The sequence below is a fragment of the Paenibacillus tyrphae genome (assembly GCF_027925525.1).
Taxonomy (GTDB): domain Bacteria; phylum Bacillota; class Bacilli; order Paenibacillales; family NBRC-103111; genus Paenibacillus_G; species Paenibacillus_G tyrfis_B.
The window spans coordinates 19,928-37,624 of sequence record NZ_BSDJ01000004.1 but is presented as its reverse complement, the minus strand read 5'-3'; the positions used below and the strand labels follow the sequence as shown (position 1 = coordinate 37,624).

General features: G+C 54.2%; 19 protein-coding genes. 6 read left to right on the top strand and 13 right to left on the bottom strand.

The window, feature by feature from the left end:
* Positions 1-98: 98 nt before the first annotated feature.
* Both QMG93_RS05555 and QMG93_RS05550 read right to left on the bottom strand, forming a co-directional pair.
* A complete protein-coding gene (locus tag QMG93_RS05555) occupies positions 99-1,541 on the bottom strand; it encodes a bifunctional metallophosphatase/5'-nucleotidase (protein ID WP_281934845.1) in 1,443 nt (480 codons plus the stop codon).
* A 61-nt stretch (positions 1,542-1,602) separates the two neighbouring features.
* Positions 1,603-2,070, bottom strand: a complete 468-nt coding sequence (locus QMG93_RS05550) for a hypothetical protein (RefSeq protein WP_281934297.1) — start codon at positions 2,068-2,070, stop codon at positions 1,603-1,605.
* 196 nt (positions 2,071-2,266) lie between these two features.
* Between QMG93_RS05550 and moaD the strand changes: the two genes are divergently transcribed.
* From moaD to QMG93_RS05535, 3 genes are all read left to right on the top strand, one after another.
* The gene (moaD, locus tag QMG93_RS05545; RefSeq protein ID WP_281934295.1) at positions 2,267-2,983 is read left to right on the top strand and encodes a molybdopterin converting factor subunit 1; all 717 of its coding nucleotides are present in this window, start codon (positions 2,267-2,269) and stop codon (positions 2,981-2,983) included.
* On the top strand, positions 2,980-4,056 hold the full coding sequence (locus QMG93_RS05540) for a ThiF family adenylyltransferase (protein ID WP_281934293.1): 1,077 nt from the start codon (positions 2,980-2,982) through the stop codon (positions 4,054-4,056). Before moaD ends, QMG93_RS05540 begins: the two co-directional genes overlap by 4 nt.
* Positions 4,057-4,210: 154 nt before the next feature.
* The gene (locus QMG93_RS05535) at positions 4,211-5,281 is read left to right on the top strand and encodes an HD-GYP domain-containing protein (protein ID WP_281934291.1); all 1,071 of its coding nucleotides are present in this window, start codon (positions 4,211-4,213) and stop codon (positions 5,279-5,281) included.
* A 65-nt stretch (positions 5,282-5,346) separates the two neighbouring features.
* Here QMG93_RS05535 and QMG93_RS05530 read toward each other — a convergent pair whose 3' ends face one another.
* Positions 5,347-6,510: a C40 family peptidase gene (locus QMG93_RS05530; protein WP_281934290.1), complete on the bottom strand. Its 1,164-nt coding sequence runs from the start codon at positions 6,508-6,510 to the stop codon at positions 5,347-5,349.
* Between the two features lie 376 nt (positions 6,511-6,886).
* On the opposite strand from QMG93_RS05530, the gene QMG93_RS05525 reads away from it, so the two are divergent.
* Complete coding sequence (locus QMG93_RS05525) at positions 6,887-7,261, top strand: hypothetical protein (protein ID WP_281934288.1); 375 nt, start codon at positions 6,887-6,889, stop codon at positions 7,259-7,261.
* 58 nt (positions 7,262-7,319) lie between these two features.
* Here the strand turns inward: QMG93_RS05525 and QMG93_RS05520 are convergent, their stop codons facing one another.
* The 9 genes from QMG93_RS05520 to QMG93_RS05480 form a co-directional block, all read right to left on the bottom strand.
* Positions 7,320-8,177: a DNA alkylation repair protein gene (locus QMG93_RS05520; protein WP_281934286.1), complete on the bottom strand. Its 858-nt coding sequence runs from the start codon at positions 8,175-8,177 to the stop codon at positions 7,320-7,322.
* Positions 8,178-8,189: 12 nt separating this feature from the next.
* Positions 8,190-8,855 carry a peroxiredoxin-like family protein gene (locus tag QMG93_RS05515; protein ID WP_281934285.1) on the bottom strand — a complete coding sequence of 222 codons (666 nt, stop codon included), beginning with the start codon at positions 8,853-8,855 and terminating at the stop codon, positions 8,190-8,192.
* Positions 8,856-8,954: 99 nt separating this feature from the next.
* Positions 8,955-9,638 carry a Crp/Fnr family transcriptional regulator gene (locus QMG93_RS05510; protein WP_281934284.1) on the bottom strand — a complete coding sequence of 228 codons (684 nt, stop codon included), beginning with the start codon at positions 9,636-9,638 and terminating at the stop codon, positions 8,955-8,957.
* Positions 9,639-9,745: 107 nt separating this feature from the next.
* Positions 9,746-11,143 (bottom strand): Fe-S cluster assembly protein SufB, encoded by a 1,398-nt coding sequence (sufB, locus tag QMG93_RS05505; RefSeq protein WP_281934283.1) that lies wholly within the window; start codon positions 11,141-11,143, stop codon positions 9,746-9,748.
* 15 nt (positions 11,144-11,158) lie between these two features.
* Positions 11,159-11,587: a Fe-S cluster assembly sulfur transfer protein SufU gene (gene sufU, locus QMG93_RS05500; protein WP_010492177.1), complete on the bottom strand. Its 429-nt coding sequence runs from the start codon at positions 11,585-11,587 to the stop codon at positions 11,159-11,161.
* The gene (locus QMG93_RS05495; protein WP_281934279.1) at positions 11,574-12,800 is read right to left on the bottom strand and encodes a cysteine desulfurase; all 1,227 of its coding nucleotides are present in this window, start codon (positions 12,798-12,800) and stop codon (positions 11,574-11,576) included. The genes sufU and QMG93_RS05495 overlap by 14 nt, the downstream gene beginning before the upstream one ends.
* Positions 12,797-14,110, bottom strand: a complete 1,314-nt coding sequence (gene sufD / locus QMG93_RS05490) for a Fe-S cluster assembly protein SufD (protein ID WP_281934278.1) — start codon at positions 14,108-14,110, stop codon at positions 12,797-12,799. Before sufD ends, QMG93_RS05495 begins: the two co-directional genes overlap by 4 nt.
* A 29-nt stretch (positions 14,111-14,139) precedes the next feature.
* A complete protein-coding gene (gene sufC, locus QMG93_RS05485) occupies positions 14,140-14,970 on the bottom strand; it encodes a Fe-S cluster assembly ATPase SufC (RefSeq protein ID WP_281934276.1) in 831 nt (276 codons plus the stop codon).
* Between the two features lie 131 nt (positions 14,971-15,101).
* Positions 15,102-15,677 carry a DUF1802 family protein gene (locus QMG93_RS05480; RefSeq protein ID WP_281934274.1) on the bottom strand — a complete coding sequence of 192 codons (576 nt, stop codon included), beginning with the start codon at positions 15,675-15,677 and terminating at the stop codon, positions 15,102-15,104.
* Between the two features lie 160 nt (positions 15,678-15,837).
* On the opposite strand from QMG93_RS05480, the gene QMG93_RS05475 reads away from it, so the two are divergent.
* The gene (locus tag QMG93_RS05475) at positions 15,838-16,005 is read left to right on the top strand and encodes an asparagine synthase (protein WP_216797649.1); all 168 of its coding nucleotides are present in this window, start codon (positions 15,838-15,840) and stop codon (positions 16,003-16,005) included.
* Positions 16,006-16,083: 78 nt separating this feature from the next.
* On the opposite strand, the gene QMG93_RS05470 is transcribed toward QMG93_RS05475, so the two are convergent.
* The gene (locus QMG93_RS05470) at positions 16,084-16,263 is read right to left on the bottom strand and encodes a hypothetical protein (RefSeq protein ID WP_281934271.1); all 180 of its coding nucleotides are present in this window, start codon (positions 16,261-16,263) and stop codon (positions 16,084-16,086) included.
* 211 nt (positions 16,264-16,474) lie between these two features.
* Between QMG93_RS05470 and mtnK the strand changes: the two genes are divergently transcribed.
* On the top strand, positions 16,475-17,680 hold the full coding sequence (gene mtnK, locus QMG93_RS05465) for an S-methyl-5-thioribose kinase (protein WP_281934269.1): 1,206 nt from the start codon (positions 16,475-16,477) through the stop codon (positions 17,678-17,680).
* The last annotated feature ends 17 nt before the right edge of the window (positions 17,681-17,697 follow it).

Genomic DNA, 17,697 nt, shown 5'->3' with positions numbered 1-17,697 from the left:
CTCCTACTCTCTCCCTCGAATTGATCCATTTCGTATCATGTATCGCTTTTTATATTTTAGCTTGTTTGCTACGGTTTGTACACAAGGAAGGGCATATCTTAAAGAGTGTGCCGCGATTCGCCCAGCGTACGCCACCGTCGGGAAAAGCTGTCCTGAAGCGACGTTTCGTCGCGAAGCTCACGGAGCAGCACATCGCGCAAAAATTCCGGCAGGAAAAACTCAGGCTCCGTTCCTTCTCCGAGAGACGTGAAGCCGACCCGGAACGTAAACATGTCAATGGAGCCGACCAAATATTGCCGCTCCGCCTCCAGCGGCTGTCCGCCGACGTCCACGGCGCGAATCTTCGCATAATCGGCCCCTTCTGGATCGTACTCAACGATGAGTCCGTCTACGCACAGCGTGCCGAGCACTTTGCCGCGAAAGCCATAGCCGTACAACGGTTTGTCCATAAACTCGGGAAGCAGCGATTCCTCCAGTGCGCGAAGCAGCTGCGCCCCGGTCAGCTTCATTCGGCACGGGTTGATCGGCGATGGGCACAATTGAAGCAGCATACCGGCCGATACCGGGCCTTGCGGCAGCCCGCCGAGCAGTTGCCCGGCGTTGACCAGACCGATCTCGGCTCCCATCCATCGGCGCAATCCCCCGGCCAGCAAATTGCCGAGCGGCGATTCGCCATACCAATCGTATTGCATATCGACAGAAAGGCGGACAACCTCACGGTCCAATTCGGCGGCGGCACGAACGCCATACTGCCCGATCAGGCTGCGGATCTCCTCATCCTCCGGTTCGGCAGCCACCGCTTGCACGGAACCCTCCGCACGCACCAGCTTCTGCTCGGCGGGGTCCCATTCCAGATCGACGACTCCGACATATTGTCCGAACTTGCCTGTCGCGCAGACGAGCGTCCCGCCGATGCGCAGCGGTTCTTCGAGCAAGTGATGCGTATGCCCGCCCAAAATCAGATCGATGCCCGGCACTTCGGCCGCCATGCGCTCGTCGTTGCGCAGCCCGAGATGGGACATGACGATAAGGATGTCCACCTGTGGACGAAGCTGCCGGACAAGGGGCGGCACGACGTCGAACGGCTCCCGCACGTCCCATCCGAGCAGGTTGTAAAACTCGGGAAAGCAGGCGGTGACTCCGATCAGCCCGATGCGCACCCCCGCTTTTCGGACGATATGAAACGGCACCGCCCACGGCGGCAGCGCTCCCGTTGCGGTTGCAGGCAAGTTGCAGATCACTGTGGTGAAGCTCGCTTGTCGGCCATACAGCTCCGCAAGGACGTCCTCCGTATAGGATAATCCCTCGTTGTTGCCGAGAGTGACCGCTTCATACCCGGATGCATTCAGCACCGCGACGTTCGTCCGGCCGTCCGTCCCTTCGGTTTCCGGGCGCATTCGGTCGATATGATCTCCGATATCGAGCGTAAGCGTCCGCTCTTCACCGGCTTCCGCGCGCAGTCTCCGCAGAACGGAGGCGATGCGGGGCATTTGTTCAAAGTGGCTGTGAATATCGTTCGTATGAAGGACGCGCAGCCTCATTCGTTCGATCACAAAGGCACCTTCCTTCAAGTAGCGAGTGGATGAACGGAGCAGCGTGCCGTCAAGAACGTGGCTTGAGCAGCTGCTCCGGTGTTATCGTATTTTTGAACCCGTACGTCGCCGATTTTTCCGCGGCCTCTTCATCATAGAGAATCCGGATTCGCACGACGCTTTTCACATTGAGGCATTCGCTGCTTCCGTCCGGGACGTACAAGCGGATCGGATAGCCTTTGGCCAATGGACTGCCGTCCTCCTGCTCATAGAGCACCAAGGCTTGCTTCAATTCGCTCCAAGGAATGCCCGCTTGAAATTCGTCCGCTCCTTCAACCTCCAGACGGGTCGGGGTCCGTCCCGGCTCCGCCTGCTGAGCTCGAACCCAAGCTTCGTACCATGTGAGCCAGTCGAACGCTTTTCCCGTAACGCCGTTTACCCGCTCCTGCACCGGGAACCTTCGCGGAGCGATGGCCGCCAGCTCGCTTACGGTATACCGGACGCGGCCGACGTATTCATCTGCGATTTCTATAGTCATGCTACGCCTCCATCTCCCTTGAAACATCACCAACCATTATATCATTTTTCGCTAAAAATATGGTATGCTGAAACTTAAAAGAACAGCCCGCAAAGCCGGTGAATCGCGAGCTTAACGCGGCCGGAGCAACCATCTGCCGCACAGAGACCCATTCGCCGGACTTCGAAAGGCCGCTGGAACAAAGGAGTAGACAACCATGAAGCTAAAGCTGCTGCTTTTCGCCGGATTGGCCGAGCATTTCGGTTCCCCGGTACTGGAGCTGGACATAGAACAAGACGGGCTGACGCCGCAGGAGCTCAAAGCGCTGCTGGCCACCCGCTACCCCGCCGCAACGGACGTGCTTAAGCAAGCGTTCGTCGCGGTGAATCAGCAATATGCGGACGATGCGGTCCGCATCACCGGCCAGGATGAAGTCGCGCTCATCCCGCCGGTTTCCGGCGGCGAGCCGGAGCCCTACACTATCACCCGCGATCCGATTCGTGCTGATGAGGTGACGGCCAAAGTGCTGCACCCGGACCATGGCGCGACACTGGCATTTGTCGGCACCACTCGGGAGTTCACCCATGGCAAAAGGACCACGATGCTGGAATACGAAGCCTACGAGCCGATGGCGCTGAAAACGATGCGTCAAATCGGCGATGAGCTGTCCTCGCGCTGGCCGGGTACGCGGCTCGCGATTACGCACCGGCTCGGTACGGTGCCGGTAGGCGAGACGAGCGTCGTCATTGCCGTATCTTCCCCGCACCGCGACTCCGCCTATGAAGCGAGCCGCTATGCCATCGAGCGGCTGAAGCAAATCGTGCCGATCTGGAAAAAGGAAATATGGGAGGACGGCTCGGAGTGGAAGGGACATCAGCAAGGCCCCTGGAATCCGGCGGCCGGTCTGCCGCAGGAAGGAGAAAAGCGGGCATGAACGTATCTGACAGTATGACGGAGCAGGAGAACGTACAAGTCGCGGACCGGGAACGGTATTCGCGCCAGATGCTGTTCGCCCCTATCGGCGAAGCCGGGCAAGCCAAGCTGCTGCAAGCCCGTGTCGCCATCGTGGGCATGGGTGCGCTCGGCACGGTGCTCGCCAATCATATGGTGCGCGCCGGCATCGGCTTCGTACGCCTGATCGACCGCGACTTCGTCGAGCGCAGCAATCTGCAGCGGCAGATGCTTTACGACGAAGCCGATGCGGCCGGCTCCGCGCCCAAAGCGGAAGCGGCTGCCGCCCGGCTTGGCGCTGCGAACTCCGGCGTGGTCATCGAACCGGTCGTGGCCGACTTGAACTTCGCCAATGCCGAGCAATTGCTGGCCGACGTCCAGCTTATTCTGGACGGCACGGATAATTTTGTGGTGCGCTTTTTAGTTAACGACGTCAGCGTCAAGCACGGAATTCCGTGGATCTACGGCGGCGCCGTAAGCTCCCGCGGCGTCTCGCACACCGTCATTCCCGGCGAAACGCCTTGTCTGCGGTGCTTGTTCGACCAACCGCCGGCCCGGGGCACGACGGAAACATGCGATACAGCAGGCGTGATCGGATCGATCATTCATACGGTCGCTTCCCACCAAGCGGCCGAAGCGCTCAAGCTGCTTGTGGGGGCCCATCAGCAGTTAAACCGCAAGATGGTCCATTGGGACCTCTGGTACAACCAATACGCCGCCATCGACGTGTCGAAAGCGCGCAAAGCGGATTGCCCTTGCTGCGCGAAACGTCAATTCGAATACCTGGATGCTTCGCTGGAGGAAGATACGATCCAGACGCTGTGCGGCCGGAATTCCGTCCAAATTCAGCCCGTTGCCTCTGCTGCGCTCTCTTTGGAAGAATGGGCGGAACGGCTTCAGCCGCTTGGAAGGATCGAGAAAAACCCGTTTCTTCTGAAGCTTCATTTGGACGAAGCGTTGACATTGGTGCTTTTCCCGGACGGCAGGATGATCGTGCAGGGCACCGAAGACCCTACTGTGGCCAAAAGCTTGTACAGCCGCTATATCGGAATGTAATTGTTACAAATAGATTAAATATTAATTAATTTTTACCTTTTATTCGACAAAATTCGAGTGCCTCGGGTTCATTTTCCTGTTATCATGAGACAAAAGGGACAACTTGTTTATTCCAGCAAACGTCCCGTGACCCCATGACAGAGGTGAACCCGTTGTGCTCATTTCGATCCATCAAGTCAAGGTTGGCGATCGGCTCGGCTCAGATACGTTTAACGGGTACGGACTGCTGGTCCTATCCGCCCATACCGAGCTTTCCGTCGATGACATTGAGAAGCTGAAGCTGCATCATATCGACGAAGTGGACATCGCCGTTCGTGCGGATGACCCGGAGCCCGACGCTGCAAGAGACGAATCTTCACCCGCGCAGACGGAACACACTGCCTCAGCTGCCGCAGTAGCAGCCTACCATGAAGCAGTAGACGGCATGAAAAGCATATTTGAGCAAGCGACCCAAAAAGGCATCGTATACCAGGATCAAATTGACAGCGGTTTCAATCCACTTGTAGAGCAAGTTCATCAGGAGAGGGACGTCGTTTCGCTCCTGCTCGTGTTAAACAGTACAGACGATTATACGTATCAGCACAGCGTTCAAGTAGGCATGATCTCCTACTATATTGCCAAATGGCTCGGACAATCGGAGGCGGATGCTGAGCTCGCCGGTAAAGCCGGTTATTTACATGACATAGGCAAAGGCTTCATCGATCCGGCTATTCTTCAAAAGCCTGGAAAATTGACGGCGGAAGAATATGAACGCGTGAAAAAGCATTCGATCTACGGCTACGAACTGCTGCAGCGTTCGGGACTGCCCGCGGAAGTATGCTTGACTGCTTTGCAGCACCATGAACGGCTCGACGGGTCCGGCTACCCGTACGGCCTGCGCGGCGATGAAATTCATCCGCTGGCCAAGATCGTCGCTGTCGCGGACATTTACAGCGCGATGATCTCAAGCCGGGTATACCAGAAAAAACGCGATCTGCTGTTCGTTCTGCGTGAGCTTCACCGGTGCAGCTTCGGACAAATTGATCCTCATATTACGCAATTGTTTATCCAGCACATGGTCCCTAATTTTATCGGCAAAAAAATTCAACTGGCCTCCGGCGAAACGGGTACGATCGTACTCACCCATCCGACCGATGTTTTCCGGCCGCTCGTCAATTTCGACGGCATGTTCATCGATTTGTCGGAACGGACGGATTTGGAAGTCGAGCACATTTTCGCGGATTAATATACGTTTGCCTTACATACGAAGAACAGCCCTGACCGATGACAATCGGCAGGGCTGTTTCTTTCTTATGAGGATACCCGTTTGGCGGCCAAAAACGTCTGCTTCCAATACGCATTGTTGATATGCGTAATCTGCACGCCGTCTTTCGGCTCCGGAGCCGAGTGAATCATTCTCTGGTTCCCTAGATAAATGCCGACATGACCGACCGTCTTCTGGCTGCGAAACTTACCGGGAACGTAAAAGAACAACAGATCGCCCTTCCGCAATTGTTTTCGGTTGACAGCGGTCCCTTGCTTGGCTTGGGCCCGGGCTGTCCGGTTCAGCGTGATGCCGGATTTGGTAAACACATATCGCGTAAATGTGGAGCAGTCGAACTTGCCGGAGGTCGAATAGGGTGCGGCGCCGAACGAATAGTTCACGCCGACGTATCGCTGCGCCCGGGTCAGTAAAGCGTTCATATCGACCTGCCTCAGAACGGGGACTGCCATGTCATCCTTGCCCGAGAAACCGTCCAGCTCCTTCATGGCCTCGACGGCATCGGAAGCCTCCAGCAGCGGGTCACGCTCCAGCCTCATCGCTGAAGCCCCTCCTGTTGTTTGAAACGGGTCCTTCGGATCGTCGCCGAAATCAAGCTCCGCTCCCGCGCTCGCCTCCAGCGGGCCGTCGATCGCCCCGCTCACCGCCCAGTCGGTCGCTTGGGCGACCGCCGCTTGTTCCTTAATTTCGAATGATAAATCTTTCGCGAACACCGGGTTTAACGCCGACACGGGGATATGTATCTGGGAATTAAAAAGTACAGGCGCTTCGTTAAGCGCCACCGTCTCATCTTCTCTCAGTGCTGACGTTTGGCCCGGCTTCAGCTCGTAAGACGCATCGTGCTCCCCCAGCTGAAATACTCCCCTGGCTTGATCCCAATTGGAACGGAACCCGACAATTTTGGCAAAATCGGAACCGACCACATAAGAGGTCCCACCTATCGTCACGGCCGGAATCGTCATTTCCACCCGGCCCTGCGGCTGCATGCGAATAAATCCTCCGTTCAGGCCGATCGTTGTCGTTTTTCCGTTGATTTCTTCGCTTTTTAACCGGTTTGCGGCTTGGCCCTGGTTGCTTGGAATGCCCTGTTGATTCGAAAGCCGTTGTTCCTTCGATAATTGCGGCCCGCAGCCTGCCACCAGCAAGCATACAACCAGCGAGGCCGCCACCGGACGCCGCCATGATCCGATCATCGCACCATCCTCCTCTCATTCGTGACTTCACCGGAATTCGGTCCCTTTATAGGATGAGGCAGGAGTCAGGGGGCTATGCGTCCGGTTGGCTGGAAACAAATAAGCGCAATCCTCCTGAATAAATTGCCGGAAGATTGCAGTCTATAGAAAAACTTCATACAAAATTAAGGTAAACTGTATAGACACTAGTATTAACGGTAATGTATGTTTATTGCGACAGCCCAGAATATCCCAATGACGCTACTATTGGGAGGTGTTCGGCTAACCGACAACATTCAAATTGAAAGCGAATTCAAAACGTTGAAGACCATCCGCCTGGAACAAAAGAACCAACGCATGTGGAATTCATTCTATGAAAAAAGGAGCTTGAGATGGTATGAAAAGAAAAATCGCGTCTATCGCTTTCGTGCTTGTCCTGCTGTTCAGTTTTGCTTCCTCTGGTTTGGCGGCCTCAAGCGGGCCGGGTACAGGTAACGATACTTGGGCGCCGGTCCAAGCCCATGGCAATATTTATATCGAAGGTAACTTCATAAACGTCGGGCAGATCAGCCTCGGGGTTAATGTTAAGCTGTACCGGGTTACCCCGACCGGAGATGTGCTGGTAGGTAGCAACTCGACAGGAACCATTGTGGCCGGTCAATATGCGCGCCTCAAGATTCCTTTGGCTTCGAATCAGCCCGACGGACAGTATAGACTTGTGTTAGACTCGCCGGGTGATTTCACCGTCGTTGCCTACCTGGGCTATAATTAAACGTGAAAACCTCCATAGCCGCTTTATTCGTTAACGTGGCGATGGAGGTTTTTCAACTTTAGCTTAATGCCCCTGCTTCTTTGATTTTTTCAGTCGCCCGAGCCACGATTCGTTTCGTTTCCTTCGTATCCGAAGCTTCCAGCCATGCATCGCAAATTCGACGCACCCAGTTCGGATTCGTTTTACCGGCATCGTTCAGCCAATTTCCTACCGAATCTTGAACATAGTTGACCGGATCGGACTTGACCTCCTCCAGAAGCGAGAGCGCCAGTTGGGGCTGCTCTTTCAATACGGAAAGATGCTTGGCCCAGACCCCTTGCGGACGGAGCGATTCGACCGCAAACCTCCGGATATTCGAATGCTCATCGCACACCCACTCACGCAGAATATCGAGGGCTTGCAATAATTCGTTAGAAATCGATTCCCTGACCGCCATCCAGGCCATCTCGCGCACGCCAAAATGGGAATCGGCAGCGAACGGACGAATGCCTGTTAGTTTCTGCATGACCATTAATCGTTCGTCCAATCCGATCATATAAGCCGCCCAGCAGCGCATGCTGTCTGAACGATGGTCAGCTAATGCATGGAAGATTCGGGTGTTTTCCTTTTCCGGTACATGGTCCAACAGGCTGAGCCACTTTCTCGCAATGGCGGGGATCATACTCATAATCTTCTTTTGGTTCAATCGTTCCAAACCGGATAGCATCTCATCCGATTCTTTATGCAATTCGAGCGTGCAGAGTACATGCCGCAACAGCTTGAGATGATCGATTGCCAGCCACTCCGTAAGATTGACGGTCTGCAGCTCCCCCCTTTGCAGCAGTTGAATCACGGCTTCCGGGATATCGGCAGCCTTTCGGGCTCCCTTCCGCTGTAAAATCACGTCGGATATAATAACTGTCTTTTCCTGATCCATCGCTGCCCCCTGCTACGACGAAATCGAGTTCAAAATCTGCATGATTTCGGCAGGCTCCATGCGCTTTTTGTAATCTGCATCCACCTGCGCTGCACGGATGATTCGTGCTGTATCGATAACAAAAGTAGCGGGTACGGGGAGCTCCCATGAATGATCTCCGTTAAGGACATCCAGTGTAATGCCTAGCGACCTGTAAATGTCGTGCAAATGATCGGGCATTCTAAACTTCAGATTGTATTTTTCTGCTGTTTGATTATGCACATCGCTTACGAGCCGGAAGCTGAATCGGTGTTTTTCGTTGAGGAGAATGGATTGATCCGGAGTTTGGGGACTAACTGCAATGAGCTGAGCGCCGGTCGCTTGAATGTCATTCCATATTCTCTGATAGGCTAGCAGCTGCAAGTTGCAGAAGGGACACCATGCGCCGCGGTAAAAGGTAAGTACAACGGGACCTTTAGCCGTTTCCTCGGACAACGTGATTATGTTCCCTGTATGATCGTTCAAAGTGAAGTCAGGCGCCTGAGTTCCAAGCTCCAAGCCGGTACCAGCACCGGATTCCCGAAGCTCCCGGATCGATATCTCGAATGCATCCAGCACTTCTTGAGGCAGCATCTGCTTCATCTGTGCCGTCGCTGCTTCCAATTCAGATTGCAATTTTTGAAACGGCAACTTTTCCATAAGATCATCTCTCCATATCGTATAGGTTTTCGCTTCTATACGATACTTCTTTTTCTTTAGGGAAAGATGTAATCCACTTTACAACTGCTGCCGGAAGCATTACATGATGTTCCTTTCCGAAAGCTTACCTCGATGAATGTAGATTGTTTTGAATCCGGTCTTAATCACTTGTTCTTTCACAAGATCCTGCAAGGCTGCCGTGACGGCCTCTCGGCTTGCGCCGACGAAATTGGCGATTTCTTGATGGGAAAGAGGAATATCGATTTTGTAAAACTCGCAATCCTCCGTGACTCCAAACTGATCGGAAAGCTTAACAAGAATAAACAAAATTTTATCATGCAGCTTCGCAAGGGCCAGATTTTGAGCCAAATTGCTCATATCGATCATCCGCTCGCTCAAAACTTTCATTAAGCTCATCATAAATCGGGGATGATGAACTAAAAAACTCTCGAATCTATCCTTATTCATCAAGCAAATATGAGATTCTTCTACCGTTTCTATGTATAGCTCCCGTGTGCCAAAAGAAATTCCGGCCATTTGACCGAATACGTTCCCTTCGCTTAGGATGTCCAGAGTGAACTGCTTGCCTTCAGCGTTAAGCTTGTACAGGCGGACCTTCCCTTTCTTCACAAAGTAAAGCCCCTCGGCAAAAGTATCCGGTGTTTGGATATACTGACTTTTCCCAACCGTTGTTATTGAAGTTAATTGATCCATTTCGACCAAATCTTCCATCGACAGCGAGTTCAGCAGATTGAATTGTGACAGGTATTGAATTTTGTCCATTTCTCTCCCTCATTCGTCCTAAAAAAAATACGTATCCGGGCGACGTTACACCTAAGCGTAAACGTCGCTGCGGACACGTATTTGCATGTTTCCCCGAAAATGAAAACTTAGCCGATCGAGCCTTCCATCTCGAACTTGATGAGACGGTTCATCTCGACCGCATATTCCATCGGCAGTTCTTTCGTGAACGGCTCGATGAAGCCCATAACGATCATTTGCGTCGCTTCCGCTTCCGTCAAGCCGCGGCTCATCAGGTAGAACAGCTGATCCTCGGATACTTTCGAGACGGTCGCTTCGTGCTCCAGCGTAATGTTGTCGTTCATGATTTCGTTGTATGGAATCGTATCAGACGTCGACTCGTTATCCATAATGAGCGTATCGCACTTGATGTTCGCCTTGGAGCCTTCCGAGTTGCGTCCGAACGAAGCCAAGCCGCGGTACGTTACTTTGCCGCCGTGCTTGCTGATCGACTTGGATACGATCGTAGATGTCGTGTCCGGCGCCAAGTGCGTCATTTTCGCACCGGCATCCTGATGCTGGCCTTTGCCCGCAACGGCGATGGAAAGCACCATGCCTTTTGCGCCGCGGCCTTTCAGCACAACCGCAGGATATTTCATCGTCAGCTTGGAGCCAATGTTGCCGTCGACCCATTCCATTGTCGCGTTTTCTTCCGCAACCGCACGCTTCGTAACCAGGTTGTAAATGTTCGGTGCCCAGTTCTGAATCGTCGTGTAGCGGACGCGGGAATCCTTGAGGCAGATGATCTCAACGACGGCGCTGTGCAGCGAGTTCGTACTGTAGACCGGAGCCGTACAACCTTCGACGTAATGCACGAAGCTGCCCTCGTCGGCAATGATGAGCGTACGCTCGAACTGCCCCATATTTTCCGAATTGATCCGGAAGTAAGCTTGCAGCGGAATTTCCACCTTCACGCCCTTCGGCACGTAGATGAAGCTGCCGCCGGACCATACTGCGCTGTTCAATGCGGCGAATTTATTGTCGCTCGGCGGGATGATCGTCCCGAAATATTTCTTGAAAATTTCCGGGTGCTCCTTAAGTGCCGTGTCCGTGTCCATAAACAGCACGCCTTGCTCTTCCAGATCCTTCTGCATGCTGTGGTAGACGACCTCGGACTCGTACTGGGCGGATACGCCCGCCAGGAACTTCTGCTCCGCCTCCGGGATACCGAGCTTGTCGAACGTTTCCTTGATTTCGGTCGGCACTTCTTCCCACGTTTTCCCCTGCTTCTCGGAAGGTTTCACGTAGTATTGAATGTCGTTGAAATCCAGATCGTCCATGTTGCCGCCCCAACGCGGCATCGGCATTTTCAAAAACTGTTCCAGCGACTTCAGGCGGAACTCCAGCATCCATTCCGGTTCGCCCTTCATTCTGGAAATCTCGGTCACGATTTCGCGGGTCAGGCCTTTTCCGCTCTGGAACACGTTTTTGTGCTCGTCGCGAAACCCATATTTATATTCTTCCATTTCCGGCATTTTCTTTGCCATGGGTGCCATACCTCCTTATTTGTTGGTGTTCACTTGGTCGATTCCTTTGCGCAGCGCGTTCCAAGCCAATGTCGCGCACTTGATCCGGGCTGGGAATTTGTTCACACCGGACAAAGCTTCCAAATCTTCGTATTCGAATTCCACAGGCTCGCCTTTCATCAGACCGGAAAACTTCTCGGCCATTTCCAGCGCCTCTTCCAACGTCTTGCCTTTTACGGCCTCCGTCATCATCGAAGCGGAAGAAAGGCTGATCGAACAGCCTTCGCCTACGAACTTGGCCGCCTTGACCTTGCCGTCCTCGACCTGCATTTGAAGCTGGATTTTATCGCCGCAGGTCGGGTTGTTCAGATCGATACTGACAGACTGATTCTCGAAAGTGCCGCGGTTGCGGGGGTTTTTGTAATGATCCATAATGACTCTGCGGTATAAATCATCCAATTGCATAGCCGAAGTACTCCTTTGTTTTAATAAGGGAAGCGACCAACCGGTCTACATCGGCTTCGGTATTGTACAGATAGAAGCTTGCACGGGCGGTTGCCGTGACATTCAGCCAGCGCATCAGCGGCTGGCAGCAATGGTGGCCGGCACGTACCGCGATCCCGTCGGCGTCGAGCACGGTGGCTACGTCATGCGGATGCACATCGTCCAAGTTGAACGTGATCAGCCCCGCACGATTTTGCTGTGGACCGTAAATCGTTAAGCCATCGATCTGCAGCATCCGTTCCATCGCGTAAGCCGCCAGCTGCTTCTCATGCTGCTCTATGGCCTCCAAGCCGATGCTTTCGAGGAAATCTATTGCCGCTCCCAGCCCGACGGCGCCTGCGATAATCGGCGTGCCGCCTTCGAACTTCCAAGGAAGGTCTTTCCATGTGGAGTCGTACAAGCCGACATGGTCGATCATCTCGCCGCCGAATTCGATCGGCTCCATTTCCATCAGCAGCTCTTTCCTGCCGTAAAGCGCGCCAATCCCGGTAGGAGCGCACATCTTGTGGCCGGATAACGCATAAAAATCGCAGCCCAGCGCCTGAACGTCCACTTTGAGGTGCGGCGTGCTTTGTGCGCCGTCCACCATCACTTTGGCGCCGTGGCGATGGGCGATTTCCGCGATTTCCTTTACCGGGTTAACAACGCCGAGCACATTGGATACGTAAACGACCGATACCATTTTGGTGCGCTCGGTAATCGTTTTTTCCACATCCGCCAGACTAATCGTACCATCCGGCTGCAACGGGATATATTTCAAGACAGCGCCGGTCGCTTTCGCGACCTGCTGCCATGGAATGAGATTGCTGTGGTGCTCCATCGGCGTAATGACGATTTCGTCCCCTTCGCCGCATACGGCCCGCGCATAGCTGGAGGAGACCAGGTTGATCGCCGTCGTCGTCCCGCGGGTAAAAATGATTTCTTCCGTGGACGAAGCGTTGATGAAGCGGCGCACCTTCTCGCGCGCGCCCTCATAAGCGTCCGTCGCACGGGAGCCGAGCGTGTGAACGCCGCGGTGCACATTCGCATTATCAAGCTCGTAATAACGTTTGACGGCTTCGATAACCGACACCGGCTTTTGCGATGTGGCTGCCGAGTCCAGGTAAACGAGCGGATGTCCGTTCACATCCTGATGAAGAATGGGAAATTGACTGCGTATGTCCGCCGTATTCATTGTCCCAGCTTCCTTTCCACGAGAAGCTGCAGCTGTGACGCGATCTGCTCCAGTGGAATTTGAGACACCACCGGTGCCAGGAAGCCGTAAATGATCAACCGTTCGGCTTCTTCACGCGAAACGCCGCGCGACATCATATAGTATACCTGTTCTGGGTTCACTTGACCCACGCTGGCCGCATGGCCCGCCGTAACGTCGTCCTCGTCGATCAGCAGAATCGGGTTGGCGTCGCCGCGCGCTTTCGGGCTGAGCATCAGCACTTTTTCCGTTTGCTCGCCGTTCGCTTTGGTCGCGCCCTTCTCGATTTTGGTAATGCCGTTGATGATCGCCGTTGCCCCGTCGCGCATGACGGCGCGGGTAATCATCTGGCTGTCGGAGCTTTTGCCGAAGTGAACGGCCCGGGTGGACACATTCAGCTTCTGCTCGCCGGTACCGACGCAGATCACCTTCGCATCGGAGGTGGAGCCGTTGCCTTTCAAAATCGACGTCGTATCCGACATCGCGTTGCCGTAGTGCATCTCGCCGACGATCCACTCGATGCTTCCGTCGTTCTCTACGAGCGCGCGACGGTACGTCAGATCGGTAATCGATTCGTCCAAATTATGCACCGAAGCAAAGGTCACCTTCGCTCCAGGCTTGACGACGACTTCCACAACGCCGTTCTGCACCAGGCCGTTCAAGCTGCCTTCGGAAACGAAGTTGTCGACGTAAGTCACCGACGCATGCTGCTCGGCAACGATCAAGACGTGCGGCGAAAAGCTCGCTTCGGCGTCGTCCGTCACGAACAGCGCTTGTACGGGTACTTCCACCTGCACGTTTTTCGGAACGTACAGGAACACGCCGCCGCTCCAAAGCGCCGTATGCAGCGCCGTTAGGCGGTTTTCATCCTTGCCTACGACTGACATAAAATATTTCTGCACCAGCTCGCCGTGGGTTTGGAGCGCTTCTTCAAGGCTCGTAAACACGACGCCCTGCTGCTTCAATGTCTCGGAGACGCTGCTGTAGACGACGCCCGAGTTTTTCTGCACGATCAGATTGTCCGGGTGTCCTTGCCCGTCGTTCTGCAGCAGGCTCTTGGCCGAGGCCGGCAGCTCTTCGAGCGATGCGAGCTTGGCGCCCGCTTTATAGGTTCCGAAGGAAGCGAGGTTCCAACGGTCAATTCTTGTTTTCTCCAATGTCGGCAATTCGAGCGTTCCGGCAAGCTCCAACGCTTGCCCGCGCAGAGTCGTCATCCACTCCGGCTCTTGTCTCGCTTTGGACAGCTCTACCAAGCTTGCGCGATCGATCGGAAGAACGGTTTGTGTACTCATGGTTAATCCTCCTGTTCCCTTTCGATAGCTTAGTATTTCGGAGCCGTCGTATTCATCGGAATCTTGAATTCCTCTTCGTCCTGGCCTACCCGCTCGTCCACGATTCCAAGCTCTTCCTTAACCCAGTCATAACCTTCGTTCTCCAGACGCTGAGCCAGCTCCGGTCCGCCGGATTTCACGATGCGCCCTTGCATCATCACGTGAACGTAGTCCGGGGTGATGTAGTTCAGCAGGCGCTGGTAGTGGGTGATGATCAGGAAGCCGCGCTCTTCGGAACGCATCGCGTTCACGCCCATCGCCACGATGCGCAGCGCGTCGATATCGAGGCCCGAGTCGATTTCGTCAAGAATAACGATGCTCGGATCCAGCATCATCATTTGCAAAATTTCGTTACGTTTCTTCTCGCCGCCGGAGAAGCCTTCGTTCAAATAGCGGTGCATGAACTCCGGGTTGATCTCCAGCTCTTTCATTTTCGCTTCCATCTGGCGGATGAACTTGATCAGCGAAATTTCGCTGCCTTCCTCGCGGCGGGCATTGATTGCGCTGCGCAGGAAGTCCGCGTTCGTCACGCCGGTAATTTCGCTCGGATACTGCATGGCAAGAAACAGGCCGGCACGCGCTCTTTCGTCCGTCGCCATCTCAAGCACGTCCTCGCCGTTTAGCGTCACGCTGCCTTCCGTTACTTCGTATTTCGGGTGGCCCATGAGAGTGGACGCCAGCGTACTTTTGCCCGTTCCGTTCGGTCCCATGATCGCATGCACTTCGCCGCCCTTGATCGTCAAGCTAAGACCTTTCAAAATCTCTTTGCCCTCGACAGTCGCTTTCAAACCGTCTATAGTAAAATGCGGTACGTTTGCCATAGTTTCGTGCCTCCGAGTTTTAATTATTATTTAATGATAATCATTACAAACTGATTATCAATGATTCTCAATAATAATATTATATCTCAATATGTAAAATCAAGAAAGTCCCGTCCGCGGATTTCCCGGAACTATTTTTGTGCAAGCGCCTCCCGAATCCGGTTGGCCTCCATCACAAAAGCTTCGTCAGTCAGCACCGGTCGGCGCGGTGCCCCATGCAGCGACTCGGGAAGCCCGATCCACGATTTGCACCCGTTGTATTCGTCCAGCACCGGAATTCGTACAGGCTCGTCCAGCGCATACACCCTGAGCAGCATGACATGCAGCGGCTTCGTCCGCTTCCATTTCAGCCTTTCTTCGGCCAGCCTATCCGTCCAAATGTGAAACGGCTTCAGCTTCGCGAGCTGTTCCTCAGTTTCGATCAGGATGTCCTCGGCAAGCTCGGCGTAGCATCCGATTTCCGCTTGTTCGCCGCTCCATTCGGGCGCCCGCTCGTCCACCCGCTCCGCGAACTCCGGCTTGATCAGCTCTTTGCGCTGGTGCTCGTAGGTGGGGTACAAATAAAAGCTGTCGGATTCCACTTGAAAATCCCGGGTTTCCTCGCGGATGCCGCCTTTGCGCATAATGAGGATTTGCTTCCCCTGCTTCAAAGCTTCAACGGCCACGGCCCATTCCTTCAACCCGACCGCCTGTCCTTGCGGTATCATCTGTTGCCGTCTCCTCCCTTCCGTAGTTTAGCCCATTCGTTTACGCTATTATAGATTTCCAGCCAAAACATTGCAATTCCGAAAGAGCATAAAAACGATCGCAAAAATCGATGCTAAAAAGGCTACATCATTCAATTCGCTGCGAGGAGAGTGAAGAGCAATGCGCGAAGGTCTGATTCCAACCGTTCTCGGTACGGCTGTCGCAGCATCCGGCGCGGCTATGCGAAACAAATTCCCGATGGCGGCCGCGGCGGTCGTCGGTTTTGGGCTCGCACACGTCGTGCTGGGAGCCATTGACTTGGTGGAGCATCGCAGAAGAACGGAGTAACCCCCGGGCTATTGCTCCGGCAAACAAAAAGGGAAGGCGCCCAGGCCTCCCCTTTTTCACATGCAATCGTTCGATCGATCAATTTCCGTTCTGTACATAATAATTGGAAGCCGAGATTCGCTGGTACTGCTCGTGACTCGCTTTTAAAGGATTGGCATGCAGGGCTACGGACGGATTTTCCGGCGAGGTCCACCCGAGCATGCACAGGATGGCGAAGCACGCCGTGACAAACAGCAATTTACCGAGCAGTTTCTCCATATCAAAAACCTCCAGCTCCGCGTATTTACCTTTATTGTATCTTCCAGCGTTAAGCGCATATTATCGGGGTATGAACATTTTGTAAAAGGCACAGCCAAGATCGGGCAAATCGCCGTCCGGGAAACGCATTTCCTCTATTCCAACGCAAACCAAATTGATTTATACTAGAGAGAATGGCAGTTTTCATATGGAAAAAGGAGGAATTCACCCCATGTCCGCATATCATCCGCTGACGGAATCGGAAGCTATCGATTATGCAAGAAGTTTACCCGACCTGTTTCAACCCGATTCCGAGCTCACGAGCCGCGAAATCGGGGACGGCAACTTGAACCTGGTGTTCCATATTTCGGAGCCTTCTACCGGGAAAAGCATCATTTTAAAGCAAGCGCTCCCCTATGCCAAAGTCGTAGGCGAATCGTGGCCGCTGACCTTGGACCGCGCCCGCATCGAGAGCGAAGCGTTGATGATTCAGGAATCGCTGTGCCCCGACCTTGTCCCGCACGTATACGCTTATGAGCCGGACTTGGCGCTTACGGTCATGCAGGATTTGAGCGACCATACGATTATGCGCAGAGGCTTGATTGAACGCAACAAATACCCGCTGTTCGCCGGGCATATCGGAACGTTTTTGGCCCGTACCCTTTTTTACACGTCCGATCTCGGCATGAACCAGCAGGAGAAAAAAGAACGGGTTAAACGGTTCATCAACCCGGAGCTGTGCAAAATTACCGAAGATCTCATTTTCGACGATCCGTATACGGATTCGCCGAACAATAACGTGCCGCCGGCCATTCGCGACGCCGTCGCCGCCGTCTGGCAGGATACCGGGCTTCATCTGGAAGTGGCGATTCTGCGCGAGAAGTTTTTGACGCACGCCCAAGCGCTGCTGCACGGCGATCTGCATACCGGCAGCATCTTCATCAAGCCGGATTCGACCAAAGTCATCGATCCGGAGTTCGCCTACTACGGACCGATGGGCTTCGATATCGGCGCGGTATTGGCCAATCTGCTGCTGAACTTCGCCGCGCAGGAAGGCTGGGGCGAGGACGAGGCTTCGCGCCAAGATTTCCGCAGCTACTTGACAGGTACGATCCGCGACGTATGGGAGACGTTCGAGCGCGAGTTCCGGGAGCTGTGGAACGAGCACGGCACCGACCGGATCGCGCGGACACCGGGCTACCAGGACTGGTACATGAGAGAAGTGCTGCGGGACACGTTTGGCTTCACCGGCAGCAAGATGGTGCGCCGCGTGCACGGCCTGGCGCAGGTAGCCGACATCAATCAAATTCAAGACGAAGCGGCCAAAGAGCGGGCCCAGCGGCTGGCGCTCGCCATCGGCACGTCGCTTATTAAACTTAACCGGCAGGCGTCTTCGATCGGAGAAATGATCGAAATCGCCGAGAAGGCCGTGAAATAGATAAAGGAGAGTGCTGA